This window comes from Vibrio sp. YT-18 (assembly GCF_033337345.1).
Lineage (GTDB): Bacteria > Pseudomonadota > Gammaproteobacteria > Enterobacterales > Vibrionaceae > Vibrio > Vibrio alginolyticus.
In genome coordinates this window covers 15,659-37,032 of the sequence record NZ_JAWOQO010000015.1, presented here as the reverse complement: position 1 = coordinate 37,032, position 21,374 = coordinate 15,659, and the positions used below count along the sequence as shown (strand labels likewise).

Annotated in this window: 25 protein-coding genes; 23 read left to right on the top strand and 2 right to left on the bottom strand. The window is 51.0% G+C overall.

Going from position 1 to position 21,374, the window contains the following annotated elements; translation table 11 throughout:
- Positions 1–65: 65 nt before the first annotated feature.
- On the top strand, positions 66–2,861 hold the full coding sequence (gene traN, locus R7M72_RS18335) for a conjugal transfer mating pair stabilization protein TraN (protein WP_001256484.1): 2,796 nt from the start codon (positions 66–68) through the stop codon (positions 2,859–2,861).
- A gap of 38 nt (positions 2,862–2,899) precedes the next feature.
- Here the strand turns inward: traN and R7M72_RS18330 are convergent, their stop codons facing one another.
- Both R7M72_RS18330 and R7M72_RS18325 read right to left on the bottom strand, forming a co-directional pair.
- Positions 2,900–3,760: a hypothetical protein gene (locus R7M72_RS18330; RefSeq protein WP_000709517.1), complete on the bottom strand. Its 861-nt coding sequence runs from the start codon at positions 3,758–3,760 to the stop codon at positions 2,900–2,902.
- A 122-nt stretch (positions 3,761–3,882) separates the two neighbouring features.
- Positions 3,883–4,524, bottom strand: coding sequence for a hypothetical protein (locus R7M72_RS18325; protein ID WP_000796664.1), 642 nt, complete (start codon positions 4,522–4,524; stop codon positions 3,883–3,885).
- Between the two features lie 293 nt (positions 4,525–4,817).
- On the opposite strand from R7M72_RS18325, the gene R7M72_RS18320 reads away from it, so the two are divergent.
- The 22 genes from R7M72_RS18320 (at position 4,818) to R7M72_RS18215 (ending at position 21,343) form a co-directional block, all read left to right on the top strand.
- On the top strand, positions 4,818–5,138 hold the full coding sequence (locus tag R7M72_RS18320) for a hypothetical protein (RefSeq protein WP_000547566.1): 321 nt from the start codon (positions 4,818–4,820) through the stop codon (positions 5,136–5,138).
- Positions 5,139–5,441: 303 nt separating this feature from the next.
- Entirely contained in the window at positions 5,442–5,627 is a 186-nt protein-coding gene (locus tag R7M72_RS18315; RefSeq protein WP_001186917.1) for a hypothetical protein, read from the top strand.
- Positions 5,628–5,846: 219 nt separating this feature from the next.
- Complete coding sequence (locus R7M72_RS18310; RefSeq protein ID WP_000085160.1) at positions 5,847–6,815, top strand: AAA family ATPase; 969 nt, start codon at positions 5,847–5,849, stop codon at positions 6,813–6,815.
- Between the two features lie 10 nt (positions 6,816–6,825).
- Positions 6,826–7,734 carry a hypothetical protein gene (locus tag R7M72_RS18305; RefSeq protein ID WP_000739139.1) on the top strand — a complete coding sequence of 303 codons (909 nt, stop codon included), beginning with the start codon at positions 6,826–6,828 and terminating at the stop codon, positions 7,732–7,734.
- A gap of 60 nt (positions 7,735–7,794) precedes the next feature.
- Positions 7,795–8,325, top strand: a complete 531-nt coding sequence (ssb, locus tag R7M72_RS18300; protein ID WP_000987165.1) for a single-stranded DNA-binding protein — start codon at positions 7,795–7,797, stop codon at positions 8,323–8,325.
- A 94-nt stretch (positions 8,326–8,419) separates the two neighbouring features.
- Positions 8,420–9,409 carry a phage recombination protein Bet gene (gene bet, locus R7M72_RS18295; protein ID WP_001282585.1) on the top strand — a complete coding sequence of 330 codons (990 nt, stop codon included), beginning with the start codon at positions 8,420–8,422 and terminating at the stop codon, positions 9,407–9,409.
- Between the two features lie 62 nt (positions 9,410–9,471).
- A complete protein-coding gene (locus R7M72_RS18290) occupies positions 9,472–10,482 on the top strand; it encodes a YqaJ viral recombinase family protein (protein ID WP_000706865.1) in 1,011 nt (336 codons plus the stop codon).
- A gap of 199 nt (positions 10,483–10,681) precedes the next feature.
- A complete protein-coding gene (locus R7M72_RS18285; RefSeq protein ID WP_000170087.1) occupies positions 10,682–11,959 on the top strand; it encodes a DUF3150 domain-containing protein in 1,278 nt (425 codons plus the stop codon).
- 84 nt (positions 11,960–12,043) lie between these two features.
- Positions 12,044–13,840 (top strand): VWA domain-containing protein, encoded by a 1,797-nt coding sequence (locus R7M72_RS18280; protein ID WP_000039319.1) that lies wholly within the window; start codon positions 12,044–12,046, stop codon positions 13,838–13,840.
- Between the two features lie 61 nt (positions 13,841–13,901).
- Positions 13,902–14,237 carry a hypothetical protein gene (locus R7M72_RS18275; protein WP_001447572.1) on the top strand — a complete coding sequence of 112 codons (336 nt, stop codon included), beginning with the start codon at positions 13,902–13,904 and terminating at the stop codon, positions 14,235–14,237.
- A 264-nt stretch (positions 14,238–14,501) separates the two neighbouring features.
- Positions 14,502–15,041 (top strand): hypothetical protein, encoded by a 540-nt coding sequence (locus R7M72_RS18270; RefSeq protein ID WP_000018872.1) that lies wholly within the window; start codon positions 14,502–14,504, stop codon positions 15,039–15,041.
- A 90-nt stretch (positions 15,042–15,131) separates the two neighbouring features.
- The gene (locus R7M72_RS18265; protein ID WP_000793769.1) at positions 15,132–15,632 is read left to right on the top strand and encodes a hypothetical protein; all 501 of its coding nucleotides are present in this window, start codon (positions 15,132–15,134) and stop codon (positions 15,630–15,632) included.
- Positions 15,633–15,705: 73 nt separating this feature from the next.
- Entirely contained in the window at positions 15,706–16,590 is an 885-nt protein-coding gene (locus R7M72_RS18260; protein ID WP_000477209.1) for a hypothetical protein, read from the top strand.
- 65 nt (positions 16,591–16,655) lie between these two features.
- Positions 16,656–16,880 (top strand): class I ribonucleotide reductase maintenance protein YfaE, encoded by a 225-nt coding sequence (gene yfaE / locus R7M72_RS18255; protein WP_001102700.1) that lies wholly within the window; start codon positions 16,656–16,658, stop codon positions 16,878–16,880.
- Between the two features lie 61 nt (positions 16,881–16,941).
- Positions 16,942–17,331, top strand: a complete 390-nt coding sequence (locus R7M72_RS18250; protein WP_000026577.1) for a hypothetical protein — start codon at positions 16,942–16,944, stop codon at positions 17,329–17,331.
- The gene (locus R7M72_RS18245; RefSeq protein ID WP_001176699.1) at positions 17,321–17,773 is read left to right on the top strand and encodes a hypothetical protein; all 453 of its coding nucleotides are present in this window, start codon (positions 17,321–17,323) and stop codon (positions 17,771–17,773) included. The genes R7M72_RS18250 and R7M72_RS18245 overlap by 11 nt, the downstream gene beginning before the upstream one ends.
- 4 nt (positions 17,774–17,777) lie before the next feature.
- Positions 17,778–18,053 (top strand): hypothetical protein, encoded by a 276-nt coding sequence (locus R7M72_RS18240; protein WP_000340223.1) that lies wholly within the window; start codon positions 17,778–17,780, stop codon positions 18,051–18,053.
- 57 nt (positions 18,054–18,110) lie between these two features.
- Complete coding sequence (locus R7M72_RS18235; protein ID WP_000651508.1) at positions 18,111–18,302, top strand: hypothetical protein; 192 nt, start codon at positions 18,111–18,113, stop codon at positions 18,300–18,302.
- 68 nt (positions 18,303–18,370) lie between these two features.
- Positions 18,371–18,724, top strand: a complete 354-nt coding sequence (locus R7M72_RS18230; RefSeq protein ID WP_000994741.1) for a hypothetical protein — start codon at positions 18,371–18,373, stop codon at positions 18,722–18,724.
- Between the two features lie 191 nt (positions 18,725–18,915).
- Positions 18,916–19,260 carry a hypothetical protein gene (locus tag R7M72_RS18225; protein ID WP_000209093.1) on the top strand — a complete coding sequence of 115 codons (345 nt, stop codon included), beginning with the start codon at positions 18,916–18,918 and terminating at the stop codon, positions 19,258–19,260.
- A gap of 77 nt (positions 19,261–19,337) precedes the next feature.
- Positions 19,338–19,640 carry a hypothetical protein gene (locus R7M72_RS18220; RefSeq protein ID WP_000410925.1) on the top strand — a complete coding sequence of 101 codons (303 nt, stop codon included), beginning with the start codon at positions 19,338–19,340 and terminating at the stop codon, positions 19,638–19,640.
- A gap of 77 nt (positions 19,641–19,717) precedes the next feature.
- Complete coding sequence (locus R7M72_RS18215) at positions 19,718–21,343, top strand: DNA cytosine methyltransferase (RefSeq protein WP_318056290.1); 1,626 nt, start codon at positions 19,718–19,720, stop codon at positions 21,341–21,343.
- Positions 21,344–21,374: the final 31 nt, after the last annotated feature.

Here is a 21,374-nt window from a genome sequence, read left to right as displayed (position 1 = left end):
CCACTACACGTACAGGTGGCCCTTGTCTTCTCAGATAGCATGGGAAGGTTGAAATGGAGAACACAATGCGAAGTCATAATTACTTTATGAAAGCTGTGGCCTCGCTGTTGACAGTAACCATGTCTGCGCTGCCGATACATTCCTACGCTAACGGTAGCCAAGACCAGGACATCACAGCGGTGGGTAAAGAGGCCCAGGCTTTCGGACAAAACCTCTCAAACTCATTCAAGTCGAGCTCGGGGACTGTGCAAGATGGCACAATCTCTATGCCGACGTTGAAAGACGGTCAATTCCAAATGAACGGGGGGAGTCAGATTAATGTCAATGATCTATTCCCCGGAACGAGCGGGACCAACAATAAACCTGATAGTTATTACTTCCCTGATGCCAATAAACCTGATGTGGGCGGTCTGCAAGGCATTTACGACTCTGGCGATGACATGGACAGCGTGGGGAATAATGCAAAAGGGTCGCTGTGGAGTGATGCCAATAGTGCTAATCCATCAATCTCTGGTGCGGCATACAAGGTTCTTCTCGATGCCTCTAATCGATCACGCCCTGATTTCAGTAATGACCCGGTACTAAATCTAAGCAAAAAGACCTATGAGGATATGGACCTCATCGCAGGTGGCTTTGGGGATTGTTCTGCCGAAACAACCATCAATCAGAATACTATCAACGCCCACATTCCAGAGTATGAACGGTGTCAGCGTGTTGTAGATCAAAGCGCGGACTGTGAGGTTGTCCATGACTACGACGCCTCTGTGGTGAAGCACTATGATGGTCCATATAACCTCAAATCTTGTGGAGAAGGCTGTACTGAGTTGTGGATTGGTCGAGTGGGGGACAACTACTGGAGTGGTAACTGCAAGATTTATGAGGAGTACACGCGGGTCCAAGTCAGCAATCCAGATGCCATAGTGTCTGCAACGCTTGAATACGCCAAGTGGGATGACTACATGCAAGTGTGGGTCGGTAAGTCCGGCCAAGAGACTAAAGTGTGGTCTGGCCCAGATGGCAACTTCCCTCCAGAAACAGCCGGTAGATGTGAGCTCTCCACGAGTTGGGAGCGAAACCCTAATGTTGATGTCACTCCCTATTTTAAGAACGTGAAAGATGGTGATGTTGTTACGTTTAAGATCCGCGTTTCAGTAAGTGGCGAAGGTGAGGGTTTTGGCCGCATAAAACTCCGCTATGACCCATCGAAAGCCATTACCAAGGATGAGTGGGCTCCACAGAGCTGCATGGATTCAGCCAAAGGGGTGGTAGATGGTTTTGCGGAAGGCGAGATCACATGTATAGATGACCCGACTGATGCTACTGGCTGCACAGTCATCAATGGGATCAAAGTTTGCGAATCTCAACTCAAGCCGTCACCTTTGCCTGGTATTCCAAAACTATGCAAAAAGGTTCGAGTTAAAGCTGACTATGACTTCTATAAGGGGCAAATGGACTGCTGGACAGACCCTCAAGGTGAAACGCACTGTCCGGTAAACACGGGCGGGAATCTCGATAGCTGTCAGAAATATGAAGAAAACCCTCAGTGCGGCTTCATCAGTTCCAAATGTGTTGATGGTGCTCAGGGAAGTTCTGGTACGTGCTACGTCCACGAGGATACTTATGACTGTGGTACAGATGTTTCTGTTCCGACCTTGGAAAAGGAAACTGAGTACCAGTGCGGTGGGCCTATACGCTGCATGGGAGATGACTGCCTTGATTTGACCAAAACACAAAGCACTGATTTTGCTCGCGCTACTGCGTTGCTCAATGCAGCCCAATTCATGACGCAGGATATGAGCTGCACAGGCCAAGATGGGGATGACAATCCTACCGGGGATGAAAACGTTATTTGCTCTGCTTTTGCAGGGGAAGCTGGCGAATGCAAGATAGCTGTTGGGGGAGTTTCTGATTGCTGTGAAAAGCCAACCAATATATCTCTTGCCGATTATCTGAACCTAATAATGGCCGTTCCAAAGCTCGATGGCGCAGTGATGGGGCTGACTGATGGTAATGCGCTTAAAGGTGCTTATCAGGTACTTAGGGAACCTGCCCTTCAAGGGTGGACAGAAGTCACAAAACCGTTCACAAGTTATATAGAGAACGTTTCAGGTGCTGTTGATTCGTTCTTCCAGCCTGTAGAGCAGTTTGTTGATCAACTCATTGACCAGCTCAAAGAGCAAGTCAAAGAAGTGATGATGGATGTCATGAAATCAGCAGGCCAAGATGCAGCAACAGAGCAGGCGGCTGCCGCAGCATCTGAACAAGCTGCCGAAGCAATGATGGAGACTGCGACAACATGGCTTAGCACTGCCATGACGATATATACCGTCTATGTCGTTGCGATGGTGATGATCCAGATGATTTATAAGTGCGAGGAAGAAGAGTTCACTATGAACGCAAAAAGAGCGCTCAAGAATTGCACCTATGTAGGCTCTTATTGTAAATCTAAGGTGTTGGGCGCTTGTATTGAAAAAAGAGAAGCGTATTGCTGCTTCAATTCTCCGCTCTCTCGTATTATACAAGAACAGGTTCGCCCTCAATTGGGGCAGAACTTTGGAGACCCCAAAAATCCTCAGTGTGAAGGGATTCCACTAGATAAAATTGCCGAAATTGATTGGAGCAAAATTAATTTGGATGAGTGGCTTGGGATATTACAGCAGAACGGTAAATTCCCTGATCCGGCCTCAATAAATCTCGACTCGCTGACTGGAGCAGGGAATGACTTCAATATTGACGGGACGCGGAAGAATGCTCAGGAAAGGGCGTTGGAGCGGTTGGAAGGGATTGATATTGACGCGAAGCGAAAAGAGGCGACAAACAGCATAGACCCTCAAACAGGCGCGCCAACTGGTGGTGGATAAAAAAAGGGGCCTTTCGGCCCCTTTCTCATGTAGATTGATTACGCTTCTGGGTAAACAAATAACTCTGCTTTTCCCTGATCAAGAAGGTAAGGGAAAGCAACTTTTTCGCCATTATCCAGCTCAACCGATTTTGGAGCAAGGTAGAGGTAGGCCCAAGCTGGTAGCTGTTTGCTAATAGCTGCGTAGATCGCTTGCTGAGGAGCATGGCTTGCTGCCCCATTACCGACATTCACAAAGTTGTATGCGGTCTCATGGCCTGATGTGAAGGCATACGCTGTACCTTGAACGCCAGAGACAAAATTAGGAGCTGACCCTAGGCGAGGCTCCACGATTTTCACCTTAACGGAACACATGTCAGCTACCTTACTTTGTCCGTTCACCCACGTCGGGCAACCCCATTCATTCTTGTAGAACTGATAGGTTAGGCGACCGTCTTTGTCATACAGAAGCGTGAAATTGGCACCCAAATCAGTCAGCGCTGACTCAATGGAAACTTTCACATGTGAAAGAAATTTGGCCTGAGCGTCTGCCGGTGAAACTGCTTCGTTAGCAGGCATCCAAGCGATCAAGCTATTGCGAGCGCCATGCTGTTTGGGGCCGATAGCCCAGTTCGCAAGGTTGACCAAGCCACCTTGCCAGTCGGTCATTCCGAGCTGAGGGGACATGTAGCCAGACAGCACGTAGGCTGCCCCAAACGTTTTGGTGTCGGTCAGACGCTCCAGCTTGTCACGCGGAACAGAAGCGTCTTGGATGCCTGTTACCAGGCCACCGGCCTCCGCGATGTTGTAAGCGCGACTGTGATTGGTTTTGTACGCTGTGGGTTCGTAACTGCTGGTGGATGCACAGCCAGATAGAGCTGCTACAGCCAGAGCCACGGTGGTGATTAAAGCCTTTTTCATGTTGTTCTCCGTTCTTACCTGAGTTGAATCTGATTTACTTCGATAATATCACAGCATCAAAAAATGCAACCATAAAAGACAAAAAAAAGCCCCTCGGGCGAGGGGCAAAGGTTTGGGCTGGGTTATGCTGCTTTTGTTTTCTCGGCTTCGTCTGCGATTTCCTTGTCGCCGGTTGCAGATTCCGGAGCGGCTTCGGCCACTTCACCTTCTTTGCCTTTGCTGTGGGCGGAAATGCGAGCCCGTTTCTCGATGCCGATGATTCGACCGGCCAGCTTGATGAGGCGTTGCTGCCATTGGTAAGTGGCGTCGGTGCGCTGCTTGCTGGTCAGTACGGTGTTCAGCCAGAGAGTGTCAACGATCCCCATCAGGGTATCCAGTTTGCGGATCAGGTGTGCAAACTGAGCAACCTGAGGAGAGTTGATCTCGATGGTGTATTCATTCGGGTTGGTGTAGCCGGGCATCATGTCGATGCCGTTGTCTTCCATCAGCTTGTTGAGCTGGGCGGTAGCTTTGTCCAGGTCTTCGGAGACCTTGGAAATGTGTTCCAGGATGACGGTTTCAACCTGGTCGATTTCGTCCTGCTCACCGATGATGCGAAGGATCACGTCGATGGAGAACAGGGAGTTGGAAACTCGCTCAAAGCTGCGTTCCATGACGCGCTGAGCTTGGAGGCTGTTTACTTTCAGAACTTGCTTGAAAACAGGGCGAGAGTAGTGGTTGCTGCGGTCGTTGTTTGTGTCCAGTGCTACTTGTGCTTCTGCCATTAGAGATACTCCTAAATTTGAGGTACAGATAAACGCACTGGAAAGGATAAATGCGGTCAATCTGTAACCTGACCTCTCGAAGTGCCCAAAATGGACAGTTACAGCGTTTTCTGTTTAGCAAAGGTGAGCTATATTTGAATCATCTTAGTCGCTCTGCGGCTATAGTGAGATAGCTGGTCTCCGAAAACAAACAGCATCTAGTCTTATGCCGTATGGCATTACTTAACCCCAAGCCGGGGGCTTCTCCCGGTTTTCGGGTGTTGCCCCTGTTTTTTTTACATAGGAGCAACACCATGCACATCATCACTTTCATTGTAGTTCTGCTTGCATCTCTGGGCGCACTGTACGTAGGCGCGAAGGCATTTGCTTTTTCCTTCATCGTTCTCGCTAAAGTGTTCCAGCGTATCGGTTTGTTCCTTTGGAACAAATTCGCAGTTCCTGCAATGCGGTCTGTACAGGCCGTCATCAAAGAACGTGCTGCCAAGGCTGAACAAGCCAAAGCAGTCGTTGAACCTGAGGTAACTCAAGTTCAAGAAGTCGCTAAACAAGAACCTGACTGGGATTATCTCGAAATCCCGACTTACCTTCGTAAGGGCAAGGAACTTGTTTGGTAATAACTGTCGCTGAGTAATCTTCGACACTTTCAAACCCATCGGGGCAACCATACCCCGACGGGGATGTTGCCCCTTTTTGCTTAGGAGCAACATCATGGAAATCGCTATCATCGCTTTGTGTATCCCTGCTGGTTGGGCAATCTCTCGTCCTTTCGTGAGAATCGCTGAATCGTTCGGTTACTGCTGATAGTCAACGCAAAGGGAGGGGGCAACCCCTCTCTTTCTGGTCAAGCCTCTGTGGCTTGTCCTCAAAGTCTTCTGGTGTCAGTTGGCTTTGACGACAAGCTACAGGGGGAATGTCGAATGCAACAGAATCTTCATGTTTACGACGATCACGCAGGCATCATCTATCTGGCTGATGGACGCGAGGTGAAATTTGATCCGAAACTGTATTCCAGCTCCTACCAGGCGCACAGTGAAGCAGTGAAGTGGGCCAAAGAAACCGGGGTCATTGGTCAAAACGACGATGTGGTGATGTTCGTCCATTGAGGGAGTAGCCTCCAGGAGAGGCTACTCTCCTCGCTCCTTAAAAGTCTTCTTACTCATGGTGAATACCATCAGTAAGCAGATTTTGTTCTCTTCGGAGAGCGAAAAGTGCGATAGCTGGTCGCCAAAAACAAACAGCAAATTAACGTTAATTTACTAGCCCAACCGGGCGCATCCGCCCGGTTCGGGACGTGGTGCGCCTGTCACAATAGGAGCGCACCTATGTCTCAATACTCTCAATTCTCAGTAAGCAAGGTTTTCGGTATGCCCAGCATTCCGGAGAAGGTAACGGCCATCGGCTACGCTGACGGTTCAAACCCTTTCATCCCTGCCACTGATACCAACTACGTTTTCCGCAAAGAGTTTCTGCGAGAGGTCTTGGCCTATCTCAAAGAGCCTGGCGGTGACGCATTGTTCGTAACCGGCCCTACCGGGTCTGGCAAAACCTCAGGTATCACCGAGATCGCTGGTCGTCTCAACTGGCCTGTTCAGCAAATCACTGCCCACGGGCGGATGGAGCTGACAGATCTGATTGGACATCACGCTCTGGTCGCGGAAAAGCCTGGTCAACCACCTGTCATGAAGTTCATGTATGGACCTCTGGCAGTCGCTATGCGTGAAGGTCATCTGCTCCTCATCAACGAGGTGGATTTGGCCGACCCTGCCGAGCTGGCTGGTCTCAACGATGTCCTTGAAGGGCGTCCCCTTGTGATCGCTCAGAATGGCGGGGAAATCATCAAGCCGCACCCGATGTTTCGTGTGGTCGTTACTGGTAACTCTACGGGGTCCGGTGATGCTTCTGGTTTGTACCAGGGGGTGATGATGCAGAACCTCGCAGCTATGGATCGCTATCGTTTCACCAAAGTAGGGTATGCGGATGAGGAAGCTGAACTCAGCATTCTTGGCCGTGCTACTCCGAAACTTCCGGAAAATGTGCGGAAGGGAATGGTTCGGATTGCTAATCAGGTCCGCAAACTGTTTCTTGGCGAAAACGGTGAAGATGGTCAGATCAGCGTCACCATGTCCACTCGGACGTTGGTGCGTTGGGCGAAACTGTCTCTAGCGTTCCGTGGTGCCCCAAATGCTCTTGAATACGCCTTGGATCAAGCTCTGCTTATCCGTGCGGCCAAAGAGGAGCGTGAAGCCATCCTGCGTGTTGCGAAGGATGTGTTCGGGGACCAATGGCGCTAAGAGGTGACGCATGAAGAAAAATGACTGTTTGTGCCGTCGTTACACTGCTAAAGAGTGGGGCAATGACGAAACCACAATAGAAGTCTTCATTGGCTACAAGTTGCTCCGGGAGCCCAGCTCCTCGGAGCCAGGCCAATTCACGATGGTCGAGCTACGCCGAACCGTCACTGATGGGAAAGCTGAAAATTGGTCTGAGACAAAGCTCGAAGGACCTTTTGAAGCTAACGGCCCAGACACGATCCCAATGTCCTACAAGGACAAAGAAAGCCAGTATGTGTCACAGTTTCTCAGCCAGGGGTACACCTTTCTGGATGAGGTGCTGGTAAACGCAGAGACACAGACGGTGCTGGAAGGGGGGAATGTTTCAGCCGGACAAACAGCCAGCTTGGGATCTCTCAACTGGCTGTTATCTCCGCCCTCTGAGTTACCTCCAGGTGACATAAACCTCTTCAAAGGTTTTGTTGCTGGGGTTTTTGCCAAAGGAGCCGGTTTAATCGGCTTTGAGGTTGCTCGGAGCGAAGGCTCAAATGACTTGCTACCCAGTGTGCTGATGCGTACTGACAGCGGTTATGAGCTTGGGGTTAGCACTGGACTAGGCGAAAACACTATCCATCCAGCTACGCTGGAAGGCGCTGGTGAACTCCGCCCGGAACATGGTCACAAACCCCTGCTGATGTTGGTTTACCTGCAACAGCGTTTCGCGGATGACTTTTCAAACGTAGAGAAGCCGCTGGTGGCATTCTGTGATGAACAGGGTGATACCTTCGACTACGAGCGTTTTGATTCACTAAAACCCCTCATTGAACGGTTTGGTTTCAGCTACGACGAAGTAAGAGCAGATGCAGAAAGGCTTGGCCTTGTATCTGAGCTGATTCGCCTGGCAGAGATCGACGCCGAACAAGAGGATCACTTTTTTTAACCCTTACGGGGGCTTGCTCCCCGAAAGGGGCGTTGGCCCTCTCCAAATAACTTGGAGGTCATGATGTCTAAAGGCGTCAACAAAGTAATTCTGGTCGGTAATCTCGGTTCTGACCCGGAAATTCGCTACATGCCAAGCGGCACTGCCGTTGCCAACTTCAACGTTGCAACAACGGATACGTGGCGCGATAAGCAGTCTGGCGAGCAAAGAGAGCATACTGAGTGGCACCGTATTGTGCTTAAAGGTCGTTTGGCGGAAGTCGCTGGTGAGTACCTGAAAAAGGGCTCCCAAGTCTATCTCGAAGGGAGCAACCGCACCCGGAAGTGGACTGACAGCCAACAAATCGAGCGCTACACCACCGAAGTACACTGCGTTGAAATGCAGATGCTTGGTGGTCGTGGAAATGCACCTCAGGACAACTCTCAACGTGCAGCGCCCCAAAAAGGGCAACGTACAGGAGCCGGTACGCAATCTGCTCCTGTGCAGCAATCAGCACCGCAAGGTGGTATGGGCGGAGGCTATGGTCCCGCTCCTGATGGCTGGGATGATGACATCCCGTTCATGCGGCTGCACCACTTGGCTGGCGGGTAACACCGCCAACTCTTACTAAACCCCACGGGGGCACTCATGCCCCGAGGGGGTCATGGTGTCCTCAAACCGTTCATTCGTGAATTGGAGAAACACCATGTCTGATAACAAATCTCTTGTAACCCGTATCGCAAGCCGGTTTGGCGTGGACACCCGAAAGTTCTATGAAACTTTGAAGGCGACCGCATTCAAGCAGCGAGATGGAAGTGCCCCGACCGATGAGCAGATGATGACGCTCCTGATCGTGGCTGAACAGTACGGTTTGAACCCTTTCACTCGGGAAATCTATGCGTTTCCTGACAAGCAAAATGGGATCATTCCGGTAGTAGGTGTTGATGGTTGGAGCCGCATCATCAACGAGCATCCCCAGTATGATGGCGTCGAGTTCGTGTATTCGGACAAGATGGTCAGAATGCAGGGGGCGAAAGTTGACTGCCCTGAGTGGATTGAATGCGTGATTTACCGTAAGGACAGATCTCGCCCTATCCGCATCAAGGAGTTCATTGATGAGGTGTACCGTGAACCGTTTCAGGGTCAAGGTCGCAATGGTGCTTACACTGTTGATGGCCCCTGGCAAACGCACACCAAGCGTCAACTCCGGCACAAGTCGCTGATCCAGTGTTCTCGTGTCGCATTTGGTTTCTCTGGTATTTATGACCAGGATGAAGCTGAACGCATCCGTGAAATGGAGCAGGCATCGGCCATTAACCCGGCTATTGCCAATCTCCCTTCACCATCTCAAGTTCAAAGCCAAGAGCCTTTGGCTATTGAGCACAAAGAGCTTGACCCGATCCTAACCAAACTCGCAAATCGCGCCATTGCTGAAAACGCATGGTCTGCGGCGCATGAGTATGTGAAGGGACGGTATGAAGGTTCGGAACTGCAATATGCGACTCAATTCCTTCGTGACAAGGAGATGGATCAAATGGAGCCTCCGAAACCTGACTACCAGGAAGCGCACGAGCAAGAGTCCGCCGCTGGTGGTTCTGCAAATGCTGAACCTGGTGCCGAAGAAATGCCGCCTTTGAGTGACGAGGACATGATCCCTGTTACAGAAGAGGAGGGCGCGGAAGGCAGTTACTACTAACCCCAACGGGGGGGACTCCCCCGCTGGGGGAGATCTCCCTCCTAACCATTGGAGAGAGGTCCATGAAAATAGTCAACCTATCGCAACGCGAGGAAGATTGGCTTGATTGGCGGCGTCAAGGTGTAACAGCCACTGACGCCGCTATCCTGCTCAATCGGTCTCCGTACAAAACACGATGGAGACTGTGGGCCGAGAAGACTGGGTATGCGCGTGAAGTCGATCTGAGTCTTAATCCGCTGGTTCGCCGGGGGATAGAAAACGAAGATGCTGCAAGACGCGCTTTCGAGGAGAAGTATGATGACATGCTGCTCCCCGCCTGTGTCGAATCGGTTCAATACCCGCTCATGAGGGCCTCCCTGGATGGCCTGAGAGATAACGGGGAGCCCGTCGAGCTGAAAAGCCCGAGTGCGACTGTCTGGGAAGATGTTTGTGCTGAGAAAGCAAACAGCAAGGCATACCAGCTTTATTACCCGCAGGTGCAACACCAGCTCCTGGTAACGGGGGCCAAGCAAGGCTGGTTAGTCTTCTACTTTGAAGGTCAGATTCAGGAGTTTCCAATACTCCGAGACGAAGCCATGATTCAAGAAATCTTGGCCGAGGCTAAAAAGTTCTGGCAACAGGTAGTAGACAAGAAGGAGCCCGACAAAGATCCAGAGAGAGACCTGTACATACCGCAAGGTGAAGAGGTCAACCGTTGGATTGCTGCTGCTGAGGAATACCGCCTCTATGATGCAGAGATTCAGGAGCTGAAACAGCGACTGTCTGAGCTTCAAGAAAGGCAAAAGCCTCATCTCGACACCATGAAGTCCCTCATGGGGGAATACTTCCATGCCGACTACTGCGGTGTGATGGTAACGAGATACAAAGCGGCTGGCCGGGTAGACTACAAAAAGCTGTTGGCTGATAAGGCGTCAGGCGTGAAGCCTGAGGATGTTGACCAGTACAGAGAGAAGTCATCAGAGCGGTGCCGTGTAACGGTTACTGGCTCTGTGAAGCCACGGTACATTGTTGATGAGGACGTGCTTGCTCCTCTTGATGATTTGCCGGAAGAAGTAGAGACGTTCTACTGGTGAGTGGGGGATTTTCCCCCGCTTTCCCTTGGGGATTCTGGGAGTCTCCAACGGAAAGCAAGATTTTGTTCTCTTCGGAGAGCGAAAAGTGCGATAGCTGGTCGCCAAAAACAAACAGCAAATTAACGTTAATTTACTAGCCCAACCGGGCGCATCCGCCCGGTTCGGGACGTGGTGCGCCCCCAACTTTTTGGAGTGCATCATGACTAAAGTGAACCATCTACAAAGCCTCTGTGTTATCCACGTAGACTTTGACATCTGGAGTGGACAAACCCGTTTGTCTGCATCTGATCTCAAGCTGGGCGAGGGTGGTGAAATTCCACCTGAGAAAGTAGCTCAACTGGGAAGTAAGAAGATCTGTGATCCGGCTAAGCTGAAAGGCTTTCATCGCCTGAAAACAGAAACTCGTCGCCTCCTGCTGAAATTCGGTATGCCGTTCATGAACGGATTTGCCGTACCCGTCAGCAAGACCGATGAAATCTGTAACAAGCTGAATGACATCAACTTTCAGTTTAACCAACTGAAACAGGATTTCATCAAAGGTTACAACAAAGCCGTGGATGAATGGTGTCAGGAGAACCCTGAGTATGAACGAGCTATCCGTGCCGGAGCCCTTCCAAAGGAAACGGTCGAGGAGCGGATTGGCTTTGAGTACCAGGTGTTCATGATCCAGCCTGTGAACGAAGATGAGGCCAACGCCAAACGCCTTAACCGCAAGGTTGAGCGCCTGGGTGACGATCTCATCTCCGAAGTGGTTCAGGAAGCGAATAAGTTCTATATGGAACGTTTGGCCGGTCGAGACCAATGTGCGGTCACTACTCGGCAGACACTCCGTAACATCCGCGACAAGGTGGATGGGCTTAGCTTCCTGAACAGCGCTTTTAACCCTCTGGTCAAGCTGCTCGACCAAACCCTCCGGGGATACGAGCAACATGCCGATGGCCGAAACATCGTTGCGCCTTTCTTTTATCAGGTCGTGGCCGCAGTGCTGATCATGAGCGAGAGGGACCGCATCGAGCAGTATGCCAATGGCTCGATTACTGTAGAGGGCATGGCTAATGACATTGGCGGTTCGGGAGCCCAGATGGGGGACCGTTCTAAAGATGAAAAGGCCGAACAGAAAAGCGATAAAGCCGGTGAGCTTATCCCTGCAACAGAGGGTGGCGAAACCAAGCAGCAACAGGTAGGTGGTACTGAATCTGTTCAATCAGAACAGACTAACAGCGGTGGTAACTCTGTTGACCTGGATGAAGACATCGACAACTTCTTCAAGAGTTTTGCAGAACGAGGCGAGGGTGAATCGGAAGATGAATCCAATGCCGGTGATGTGGTTCGAGAAGAGCGTGTTGATGTTGAGGATGAGCTGGTTTTGCCTGAGGAAACTCCGGTAGAGCAAGAGCCTGTCCAAGAGGAGACGACAGAGGAGCCTCTCAACCAGGAGCTGCCTAAAACTGACGACGATGGCGACTATTTCTTCTAATAGTCACTTCAACTAAACCGACCCGGAGGGGATAGCCATTCCCTCCAGGGGTGGACTATCTCCTTCCCTACCAGGAGAAAAGATATGTCCAAAAAACGCACCATTTACAGCGCTCTACCAATCGTGGCCGCAGCCTATGGTGAAAAACTCGGTGTCAAAGTCGCCATCGGTAACGATGACGCATACACCGATGGTAAGACCATCGTGGTTCCGAATATCCCCGACGACTATCCTCACATGGATGCTGTCTGGGGGTATTTGGCCCATGAAGCAGCCCATGTCCGGTTTACGGACTTTGGTGTTGAGCGCCGCAGAGGTCTTCATGCTGAGTTGTCCAACGTTTTGGAGGACTGCCGCATAGAACGGGCCATGATGGAACTCTTCCCCGGTACGTCGCAGACCCTGAATGAGGTTGCTCGCTATATGGCTCAAGCTGGTCATTACGAGCACGTCACAGACAAAGAGGCCCCTGCCTCCATTCTGACAGGGTTTTGTTTGTACTGGTTGCAAACCAAGGCTGTAGGGCAATCCGTCCTTCAACCCTATCTCGATTCGGCTACCCCCGTATTCGAGCGCGTGTTCCCTCAGGGTGTTGTTGTTCGGCTGAACGCTTTACTGCGTAAGGCTGTGAACACTAAGTCAACCGCAGAGGTGACATCCTTGGCCGACCAAATCATCAAGATGATCGAGGAGGAAAAGGAGAAAGAAGAGCAAAAGCCCCAGAATGGTCAGGATGGTAACAACCAGCAGAATGCTGGTGGCAACCAACCTCAGAACAGTCAGGGCGGAAGTGGTAACGATCAAAACCAAGGGCCTGATGCCAATGGTGGTGATCAGCAAGGTAAAGACCAGAAGCAAGACGATGCTAACGGGAAATCTGATCCGAAAGGACAGGGCGACCAAGGCAAGTCGGATACTGATGGTGGCAGCAAGGCAGGACAAAGCCAGGCTGGTGGCAATTCTGACGCGGCGAAACAAGACGCGGCCAAAATGCTCCAGCAGGTTCTGAATGCCGGTGCCGGTGATTTGCGTGGTGACGCGCATGATGCACTTAAAGCCGAGCTCAACCGGGTGGCTCAAGATAAGGGGGACAGTAGCTATATGACTGTTCGCTCTGCTGTGAACACCCAGGACAACCCTGCTGTTGGCAAAAGCCTGGTAGGGGATGTGAAGAGCACCACTTCAAAGATAAGAACGCAGCTCTACGGATTGGTCCAGGCCAGCCAGCGAGTTGCTCACCGTAACCAACGATCAGGGAAGCGTGTGGATGCTCGGAAACTACATCGTGTAGTGACGGGTGATACCCGCGTATTCCTCAAGCCAGAAGCCAAGAAACGCCCTAATACGGCGGTTCACATCCTGGTTGATATGAGCTCCTCGATGGCCTACAAGGCCGCCAATGGAAAGGAGCGTCAAGACATTGCGCGGGAAGCGTCCTTGGCTATTTCGATGGCTCTGGAAGCAATACCCGGCGTAAACCCGGCAGTCACCTTTTTTGGTGGCAACCGGAACCAGCCAGTGTTCAGTGTCGTGAAGCATGGAGATACGGTTCAGAATCGGGCCGGTCGGTTTGGGTTCAAAGCAACTGGCGGTACGCCTATGGCGGAAGCTATGTGGTATGCAGCTTTTGAACTCACCAAGACCCGTGAAGAGCGAAAAATGTTGATCGTAGTGACTGACGGGCAGCCTCAAAGCGCCCCGGCATGTCGCTCAGTGATTGACCTCTGTGAACGAAGCGATGTTGAGGTGATCGGCATAGGGGTAGAGACTACCGCAGTGTCAGGACTGTTCCAAAAGAACATTGTCATTGATGATGCGGCAGCTCTGCAACGCACACTGTTTAAGTTGATGGAGCGGTCATTGACTGCTTTTGCAGCTTAACAGGAAGTGAAACGACAAACGGCTATCCCTTCGGGGGTGGCCGTTTTTATTTGGAGAGTCTATGAACCAATTCCATTCATCTTTGGATTTGTATCATCGGAACAAAGGTAGAAGGGCTACAGTGCCGGAGACGCCTTTTTTACTGCTTGCTAAGCGCATTCCTCCGATGTACTGGAGACTGTTCCAGGGTGTTACTTTGGATAGTCGTATGGGATACACAGGCAGGCGGCAGTTCCACCGTCTTGGGCAAGCAATCGACTGGGCAAAGTCATCAGTTGGCGATTCCTGGTCAAATAAGCGCTTTCACAAGCCGGTAGGCCTCGATGTATTGCTGGCCTGTACTGCGAGTAAGGTGCCTGAACATCTGGTCGAAGAACTGAAAAGACGGGGCAGTTGATGCGTCTTTGAGCTTTGCACCCGAAAAGGGCAGTTTGAGCGTTCCTGTTCACACAGCTCTCGTGGAACAATCAAAGTGAGGAGGGAATACCCTCCCACTTTCTCAGAGGCCTTCATTGAGGGTTGCTGAGAAAGTGAATTTTGTCCTCTCTGAGGGCGAAACGTGCGATAGCTGGTCGCCAAAAACAAACAGCATTCAACCTCAGCCTAAGGGCGCACTGCGCCTGACAGGCTCTGTGTGCCCAAGTTACTTTAAGGAGCACACATGTCTCATCTGAACAATCTCAAATCCGTAATGATCTCTCTCGCCGCCGAACATAAGCTGCCTGAAATCTACCAGGATGACATCACTACCGATGTGGAGTCTCTGGATCGATTCGATGGTTTACGTCTGGTCTGGCTGTTGCGGTCTTGCGGCAGCGTATTGGTGCCAGCGGAAGTTGGCGTTAATCCGATCTATATCACCCATTGGTTGTGGTCTAACCACGGTCAACAGGTGGTTCCATTCTCTGTGGATACCCGCACGGGGTTGATTGAAAAAATCGACTTCGAGCAAGCTGAAAAGCTGATCATGCAGATGCCTTGCAACCTCTCTTCATTGCAGAACAAGGAATACTTGGTTGACCAGGTAAACCGAGTATTGCAACGAGGTTGTGAAATGCGTATCTGGGGTATCTTCGAGTCTCCAAGCTCGGTGGAATCCGTTGGTGGTTGGAAAGAGTGGCAGAGCTATTTCAGCTCTACTGGGAATCGACTGATGGCCGATTTCGTTGGTAAAGCCATTCGATTCACCAACCCTCGATAAATCGCCGTTCAACCATTAACCCTAATTAACCCTATGGGGCTCCGATAGCCCTGAGGGGACGGGGCTCCGCAATCGCAATAAGGAGTCCCTATGAAAAACCTATCAGCTTTGGAAGCAGTTCTTGACTACGACAAACCTTCTCGACGTTTTCTTGATGAGCTCAACGAAAACCAGATGAAGGATTTGTCCGGGGAAATCTTCGCCAAGCTCTACTGGAGCAAGCGTAATCCCCAGTGGTACGAGAAAGACACCAATCGGCTGTTTGCACGACTTCGTTGGGTTCAGCGCATCATCAAGAAGCGCTTGAAAACCGGCAAGGTTAAACCTGAACTGACAGAAAATGGTTCAGTGATGGAGCGCTTCAACTTCCCTTATGGTGACACTCTCGATTTCTTCCATCGGTACTTGCGACATCCCAAATGGGAGGTTGTGTATCAAGAATCGGGGTGCAGTGCCTTTTGGAAAAATGAAGCAACGCTTGAGCTATGCACCTACTGCGAAGGTGATGTGGTCATGATGAAGGCTCCTGATGAAGCAACCTTCTTTCGTGATTGCAATCGCCTTAGCTGGTGGTATGCAGATAACGCTTGATCTTAATCCCTAACCAGGGGCGAACCGGCCCCTGATGGGAGCATGGTGCGCCCCATCTATGATGGAGGACGCCATGTTCAAATCATCAGTATGCTCCTACGAAAACAGGGGGCCTTACGGAAACAACAAGTACCGAGGCAACTGCTCGGGCTTTATCGTTAAAGACTTCATTGAGTCTTACATGAGAAAGCCGAACGGGCTGGTGGCAGACCCAAGTGTTGGGGGTGGCTCTAGCATCGACGTTGCCAATGAACTTGGTGTCCGTTTCAAAGGGACAGACTTGCATCAGGGGTTCAACCTGTTGCGGGATGACTTCCTTTCGTTCCTCGGAGAGCCTGCACACCTGATCTGGTGGCACCCTCCTTACTGGGACATGATCCAGTATTCAGGTAAGCAGTGGGGCGAGCCCAACAAATGGGATATGAGCCGCATGAATTTGCCTGAGTTCGTTGAAGCCCTTGAGCTGGCCGTTATGAATATTCATGACGCCTGTGAGCGAGGAGGGCATTACGGAATCCTCATGGGAAACCTGAGGCGCGATGGGGATTATTTCAACCTGTCCAGCCTTGTGGAACGTATCGCACCTGGGAAGCTGGTGGATGAGATCATCAAAACACAGCACAACTGTGTGAGTGACCGAACTCAGTATTCCGGGAAGCTGGTGCGTATCGCCCATGAAAAGCTGTTGGTGTTTCGTCGTAACGACGTTGCCTCATCGCTCTGTCTTCTTGCTGCCGTACACCGTCGAGCAACCAATATGGTTTCGACTACGTGGAAAGCTGCAATACGCCGAACCCTACAGGGGAAAACGTTGAAGCTGGAGCAGATTTACAAAGAGATTGAACCCTACGCAAAGCATCGAGAGAACAACCACTGGCAAGCAAAGGTCAGGCAAGTTCTTCAAGATGCCAGGTTCTTTATTCGCATCGAGGTAGGTGTCTATGCACTTGCTGAGTAGCCCAACCGGGGCGTGACATCCCGGAGGGGATTGGTCGCGCTCATCAACAACAAAGGAGCGTGACCATGAACGTACAACTTCAAGCCAGCAACAATGTGCTGTTGGCGCAAATCGAAAGCAAAGGCCTCACTGTTGAAACGCATTGTCGCAGTGGCTTTTGTGGCATGTGCCGGGTTCGTCTACTCGAAGGTCAAGTGGCTTATGACGAGACGCCCATCGCATTTGTCAAAGAAGGGGAAGTGTTGGTTTGCTGCGCTAAAGCAAAAACCGATGTGACCTTGGAAATTTAACCCATCCGGAGGAGCCTTTCCTGCGGGTGGGGCTCCTCTATCCATTACGAGGAGAAACACTATGTCTATCAATACCAAAGTTGAACAAATCGCATACGGTCATGCTACCGCTCTAGTGCTCAGTGAACTGGGCCAACAAGAGAATTGGTGCAAGGCTTATGAGTATTTGTCTGAGTGTGTAGAACGGGGAGACGAACCTGAGGATCTGGTCGTTTGGCAACCGTTTGAGCACTGGGAATGGAAAGACATTCTGGAGCAGATCGAGAGCGAAGCCGAGTCTCTGCTTTCGACTATTAAGTCGGTTTTAGGCTTGGCCCACAAAGGCATCATTCAGTCAGCAATTGACTGCTCTCTGGATTCGGACATGACCCAGCTTGACCTGATTGGAATGGTCGAGCTCGGAAGTGAAATCGAAGATGGGGAGTGTGCTGGAGGTGGCTATGCAGCTTAACCGATACACGGCCAGGGAGTCTGACAAAAGTCGGATACTTCGGACCATAGGCTGGTGCAAGCGCAACCACCTTACACTTGCCGGTCTTCCATACGAGGACAATCTTGCAGGAAGTGATGGGATCAGCATAGAGATCATCACTCCTCCTGGTATGTCGCGGGAAATGTTGGAGCAAGCCGTCAGAGAGGGGTATTCAGAGCGAGATGTCGTAAGGCATCGCATTCTGGAGTGCCCTGTCGGTTGGTTCATGGAAGCTGATGGCAAGGCATTTGATCATGAAGTGTTCCACGATTACGTGGTGGCTCATGGTTATGGCGAACCTTCCAGCGAAGCCTATGAGCTGGCGGAGCGGTGGTTCTGGCAGGGCAACGATTATGCGTTGATAGCTGCGGAAATAGTTGCTCGTGATCTTTGTGTTCGTGATGACGAAGATGAGGACTGATCCTATGGATGCTGTAGCGCATATAGCAGCAGATAACCTTGTACCGGCATGTGGAGGTGCAGAGAAGCCGTTTACCGTTAGTGGTAGACAGTGGCTTTACTGCTATCACCCAGCCAGTGGGAGGCACTGCTACTTAGACCTCGATAATGACCGTCCAGTCTGGCATCGAGGATTTCATCCTGCTTTTCATCCTGAGCTTGAGTTCGCTGATGAAGCTGAGTTGCTTCGACCAGTTGAGCGAAAGCCTGACCATGAAGAGCTGGAGGATTTTTACTTTTAACCCACGGGGCCGCTCTTCCTGATGGGAGACGGTCCTCCATTCTCAAAGGAGAAGACCATGAAAGATCACAGTCAAACGATTGTGTTCCCTGGGAACAATGTTGAATCACTTGCTGAGGCTAACGCCATGTTGAGCGCTGTGTCGGAAGATGCACGTAAAGCCAGCAATACGGAAGACAAACGTGACCTTGAATCGCTTCAAGGCTGGCTGGAAGAGAACATCAATTCTCAACTGGCAGGCGTGAAGTAACTATGACTGTAACCCCACTGGGGGCTTCATGCCCCTGTGGGGGCATGGTGCCCGTAAAAGGAGTCACCATGAATGCAGTGAAGATGATCCAGAAGGAAAACCAGCTTGAGCTGCCGCTTTTCTTCCTGGATGAAGAGCCGAAGACCGCAGAAGTCATTCCATTTGAGCCAAAGCCTGAATGGACTGATGATGAGGTAAGGCAGTTACGTGATGGGCTTTTATGGCATAGCCTTAGAGTCCTTGCTGATGGTCGAGCTGGAAGTGAAATCAAGCAGGAAACGATGGCTTGGGTGATGTCCGATGAGGTACATCCATTCTCATTTGTGGTCTGCTGCGATGAAGCAGGTTACGATCCATCTGGAGTAAGGGAAGGCGTGAAGTCTATCCTAAACCGCTTAGCGCGGGTTAAAGCGGGGGGTTAACCCCCTGCTTTCCCAGTGGCATCGACTTTCACATGTGAAAGTTTGTGCCCCTCGGAAAGCAAGATTTTGCTCTCTGTCGAGAGTGAATAGTGAGGTAGCTGGCCTCCCCAAACAAACAGCATTCTACATAACCCTTGGGGGATCACTGCCCCTCGGGCTGGTGGTTCCCTGACAAACATGGAGCCACAACTATGACTACTCTTGCCAGCTTTGCGAATCCGATTTCTGTTATTCAACGCTCACCAACCAGTGGGGTGTTTGGCACAAATCAGTTCGTAGGAGACAAAGAGGGATTTGTACAAAAGGTGCTCGGAAAGTGGTACTGCAATCCAGGGAATACCATTCCCGTTGAGAGCATGTCCCACCTTGAGCAGGCGGAGAAACTGTATGACTTCTATGTCAAGTATCTCCAAGTGAAAGAAAAGATCTCTGTGAACCTTGGCCGGGTGCTGCATAAGCTGTACAGCACTGGTTCTATCAAGGAAGCAGAGATCGTGCTTGAAGCAATAAAGGCTCAGGCTGGCGTAACAGCTTGAGCAATCTACTAACCCTAAACCGGGTGCATCCGCCCGGTTCGGGACGTGGTGCGCCCCCAAACTATTTGGAGTGCATCATGGAAAAACATAACCTCAAATCCGGATTCAGCATCTATTTCGCTGACGTCCATTTCGAGAAACAAGTCTACGCATTCGGCTCAGGACTTGGCTTCACCTCTGTGATTTACGCCTACTCGCTGGGCCGAGATCCGGAAGAAGCTGAGAAGCTGGCGCTTGAAAAGTACGACTCTGACGAAACGAAGGTGAAGAAGGTGCATGTCAATCTGGCTCGCAGCCAGGACATCAACCGCTACACCTTCCCTGAACAAATGGCTGGCTTTGCTAATGCCATTCAGTCTCACGGCATCGCTGTGAACTGAGAACCACTTTAAACCCATCGGGGCCATTACTTCCCGATTGGGACGGTAGTGGCCTCTCAACCGAAAGGAGAGAGCTCATGGCTACTATCGTAAACACCAAGTTAGGAGAACATCGAGGCAAGAAGCGCGTCTGGCTGGAAGGCCAAAAGCTACTGCGTGAAGGTTACTATCCTGGCATGAAGTATGATCTGGAGCTGAAAGATTCCCAGGTTGTGCTTCGCGTCAAAGAGGAGGGTAAGTTCACCATCAGTAAGCGTGAGCGCAATGGCCGGGTGTCTCCAATCATCGATCTGACCGTGCAGGAGCTTGCTACCGTTTTTGACGGTGTAGAGATGCTCCGCGTGTTCATCCGTAACGGCGCAATTGTGATCTCTGCTCACCATCAACAAGAGCGAGTGATCGAGCGCGTCAACCGGCTTATCAGTAAGCTGGAGAATGGAGAATCGCTTTCGGTATGCAGCCTCTTTCATGGGGGTGGTGTGCTTGATAAAGCGATTCACGCCGGTTTTCACAAGGCGGGAATTGCCAGTGCCATATCTGTGGCCGTGGAGATGGAAGGGAAATATCTCGATTCGTCTTTGGCAAATAACCCGGAGCTTTGGAACGAAGATTCTATTGTTATCGAATCGCCAATCCAGGCTGTGAATCTCAGCAAACGCCCACCACAGGTGGATGTTTTGATGGGGGGCATACCGTGTACCGGCGCGTCAAAGTCAGGTCGCAGTAAGAACAAGTTGGAGTTTGCCGAATCGCATGAGGCGGCAGGTGCCATGTTCTTCAACTTCCTGCAATTCGTAGAAGCGCTAAACCCAGCCGTTGTGCTGATTGAGAACGTGCCTGAGTACCAGAACACCGCTTCGATGGAAGTGATTCGTTCGGTGCTCTCTTCGTTGGGTTACTCCCTACAAGAGCGCATTATCGACGGCAATGAGTTTGGGGTTATTGAGCGCCGCAAGCGTCTTTGTGTTGTTGCGCTTTCCCACGGGATCGACGGGTTTGAACTTGAGAAGGTTCAGCCTGTTCGCACCAAGGAAAGTCGCATACAGGACATCCTGGAGCCAGTTCCGCTCGATTCTGAACGTTGGAAGTCATTTGACTATCTGGCTGAGAAGGAGTTGAGAGACAAAGCTGCTGGCAAGGGGTTCTCTCGCCAGCTTCTGACTGGCGACGATGAGTTTTGCGGCACCATAGGTAAGGACTATGCAAAATGCAGAAGTACCGAACCTTTCATTGTTCATCCAGAACAGCCGGAGTTGTCTCGCATCTTTACACCGACAGAACATTGTCGAGTGAAAGGGATACCAGAGGAACTCATCCAAGGTCTGTCGGACACTATTGCCCACCAGATTCTCGGGCAATCGGTAGTCTTTCCCGCGTTCGAGGCTTTAGCCCTCGCATTAGGGAACAGCCTGTGGAGCTGGGTTGGAATGATGCCAATCATGGTCGAAGTCGTGGATGAATCACAGCCGGTGATCGGTGGTGAAGACTTCCATTGGGCAACGGCATTGGTTGACGCAAAGGGCACTCTCAAGCTGTCACCGGCAGCGAAAAAACAGGGGATGCCCTTCAACATTATGGATGGTCAATTGGCTGTCTATTCACCTAACGGAACTAAAAAGAGCTGCGGCCATGAGCCTTGCGAATATCTCCCGGTAATGATGTCCGGAGACGCAATCATGGTCACTTCATCTTTGGTTCATTAGTAACTCACCGGGGCAATGCCGAAAGGCCTTT

Excerpts from the sequence above, each read along its gene's own strand:
- traN (WP_001256484.1), top strand. The coding sequence starts at position 66 with ATGCGAAGTCATAATTACTTTATGAAAGCTGTGGCCTCGCTGTTGACA.
- R7M72_RS18330 (WP_000709517.1), bottom strand. The coding sequence starts at position 3,760 with ATGAAAAAGGCTTTAATCACCACCGTGGCTCTGGCTGTAGCAGCTCTA.
- R7M72_RS18325 (WP_000796664.1), bottom strand. The coding sequence starts at position 4,524 with ATGGCAGAAGCACAAGTAGCACTGGACACAAACAACGACCGCAGCAAC.
- R7M72_RS18320 (WP_000547566.1), top strand. The coding sequence starts at position 4,818 with ATGCACATCATCACTTTCATTGTAGTTCTGCTTGCATCTCTGGGCGCA.
- R7M72_RS18315 (WP_001186917.1), top strand. The coding sequence starts at position 5,442 with ATGCAACAGAATCTTCATGTTTACGACGATCACGCAGGCATCATCTAT.
- R7M72_RS18310 (WP_000085160.1), top strand. The coding sequence starts at position 5,847 with ATGTCTCAATACTCTCAATTCTCAGTAAGCAAGGTTTTCGGTATGCCC.
- R7M72_RS18305 (WP_000739139.1), top strand. The coding sequence starts at position 6,826 with ATGAAGAAAAATGACTGTTTGTGCCGTCGTTACACTGCTAAAGAGTGG.
- ssb (WP_000987165.1), top strand. The coding sequence starts at position 7,795 with ATGATGTCTAAAGGCGTCAACAAAGTAATTCTGGTCGGTAATCTCGGT.
- bet (WP_001282585.1), top strand. The coding sequence starts at position 8,420 with ATGTCTGATAACAAATCTCTTGTAACCCGTATCGCAAGCCGGTTTGGC.
- R7M72_RS18290 (WP_000706865.1), top strand. The coding sequence starts at position 9,472 with ATGAAAATAGTCAACCTATCGCAACGCGAGGAAGATTGGCTTGATTGG.
- R7M72_RS18285 (WP_000170087.1), top strand. The coding sequence starts at position 10,682 with ATGACTAAAGTGAACCATCTACAAAGCCTCTGTGTTATCCACGTAGAC.
- R7M72_RS18280 (WP_000039319.1), top strand. The coding sequence starts at position 12,044 with ATGTCCAAAAAACGCACCATTTACAGCGCTCTACCAATCGTGGCCGCA.
- R7M72_RS18275 (WP_001447572.1), top strand. The coding sequence starts at position 13,902 with ATGAACCAATTCCATTCATCTTTGGATTTGTATCATCGGAACAAAGGT.
- R7M72_RS18270 (WP_000018872.1), top strand. The coding sequence starts at position 14,502 with ATGTCTCATCTGAACAATCTCAAATCCGTAATGATCTCTCTCGCCGCC.
- R7M72_RS18265 (WP_000793769.1), top strand. The coding sequence starts at position 15,132 with ATGAAAAACCTATCAGCTTTGGAAGCAGTTCTTGACTACGACAAACCT.
- R7M72_RS18260 (WP_000477209.1), top strand. The coding sequence starts at position 15,706 with ATGTTCAAATCATCAGTATGCTCCTACGAAAACAGGGGGCCTTACGGA.
- yfaE (WP_001102700.1), top strand. The coding sequence starts at position 16,656 with ATGAACGTACAACTTCAAGCCAGCAACAATGTGCTGTTGGCGCAAATC.
- R7M72_RS18250 (WP_000026577.1), top strand. The coding sequence starts at position 16,942 with ATGTCTATCAATACCAAAGTTGAACAAATCGCATACGGTCATGCTACC.
- R7M72_RS18245 (WP_001176699.1), top strand. The coding sequence starts at position 17,321 with ATGCAGCTTAACCGATACACGGCCAGGGAGTCTGACAAAAGTCGGATA.
- R7M72_RS18240 (WP_000340223.1), top strand. The coding sequence starts at position 17,778 with ATGGATGCTGTAGCGCATATAGCAGCAGATAACCTTGTACCGGCATGT.
- R7M72_RS18235 (WP_000651508.1), top strand. The coding sequence starts at position 18,111 with ATGAAAGATCACAGTCAAACGATTGTGTTCCCTGGGAACAATGTTGAA.
- R7M72_RS18230 (WP_000994741.1), top strand. The coding sequence starts at position 18,371 with ATGAATGCAGTGAAGATGATCCAGAAGGAAAACCAGCTTGAGCTGCCG.
- R7M72_RS18225 (WP_000209093.1), top strand. The coding sequence starts at position 18,916 with ATGACTACTCTTGCCAGCTTTGCGAATCCGATTTCTGTTATTCAACGC.
- R7M72_RS18220 (WP_000410925.1), top strand. The coding sequence starts at position 19,338 with ATGGAAAAACATAACCTCAAATCCGGATTCAGCATCTATTTCGCTGAC.
- R7M72_RS18215 (WP_318056290.1), top strand. The coding sequence starts at position 19,718 with ATGGCTACTATCGTAAACACCAAGTTAGGAGAACATCGAGGCAAGAAG.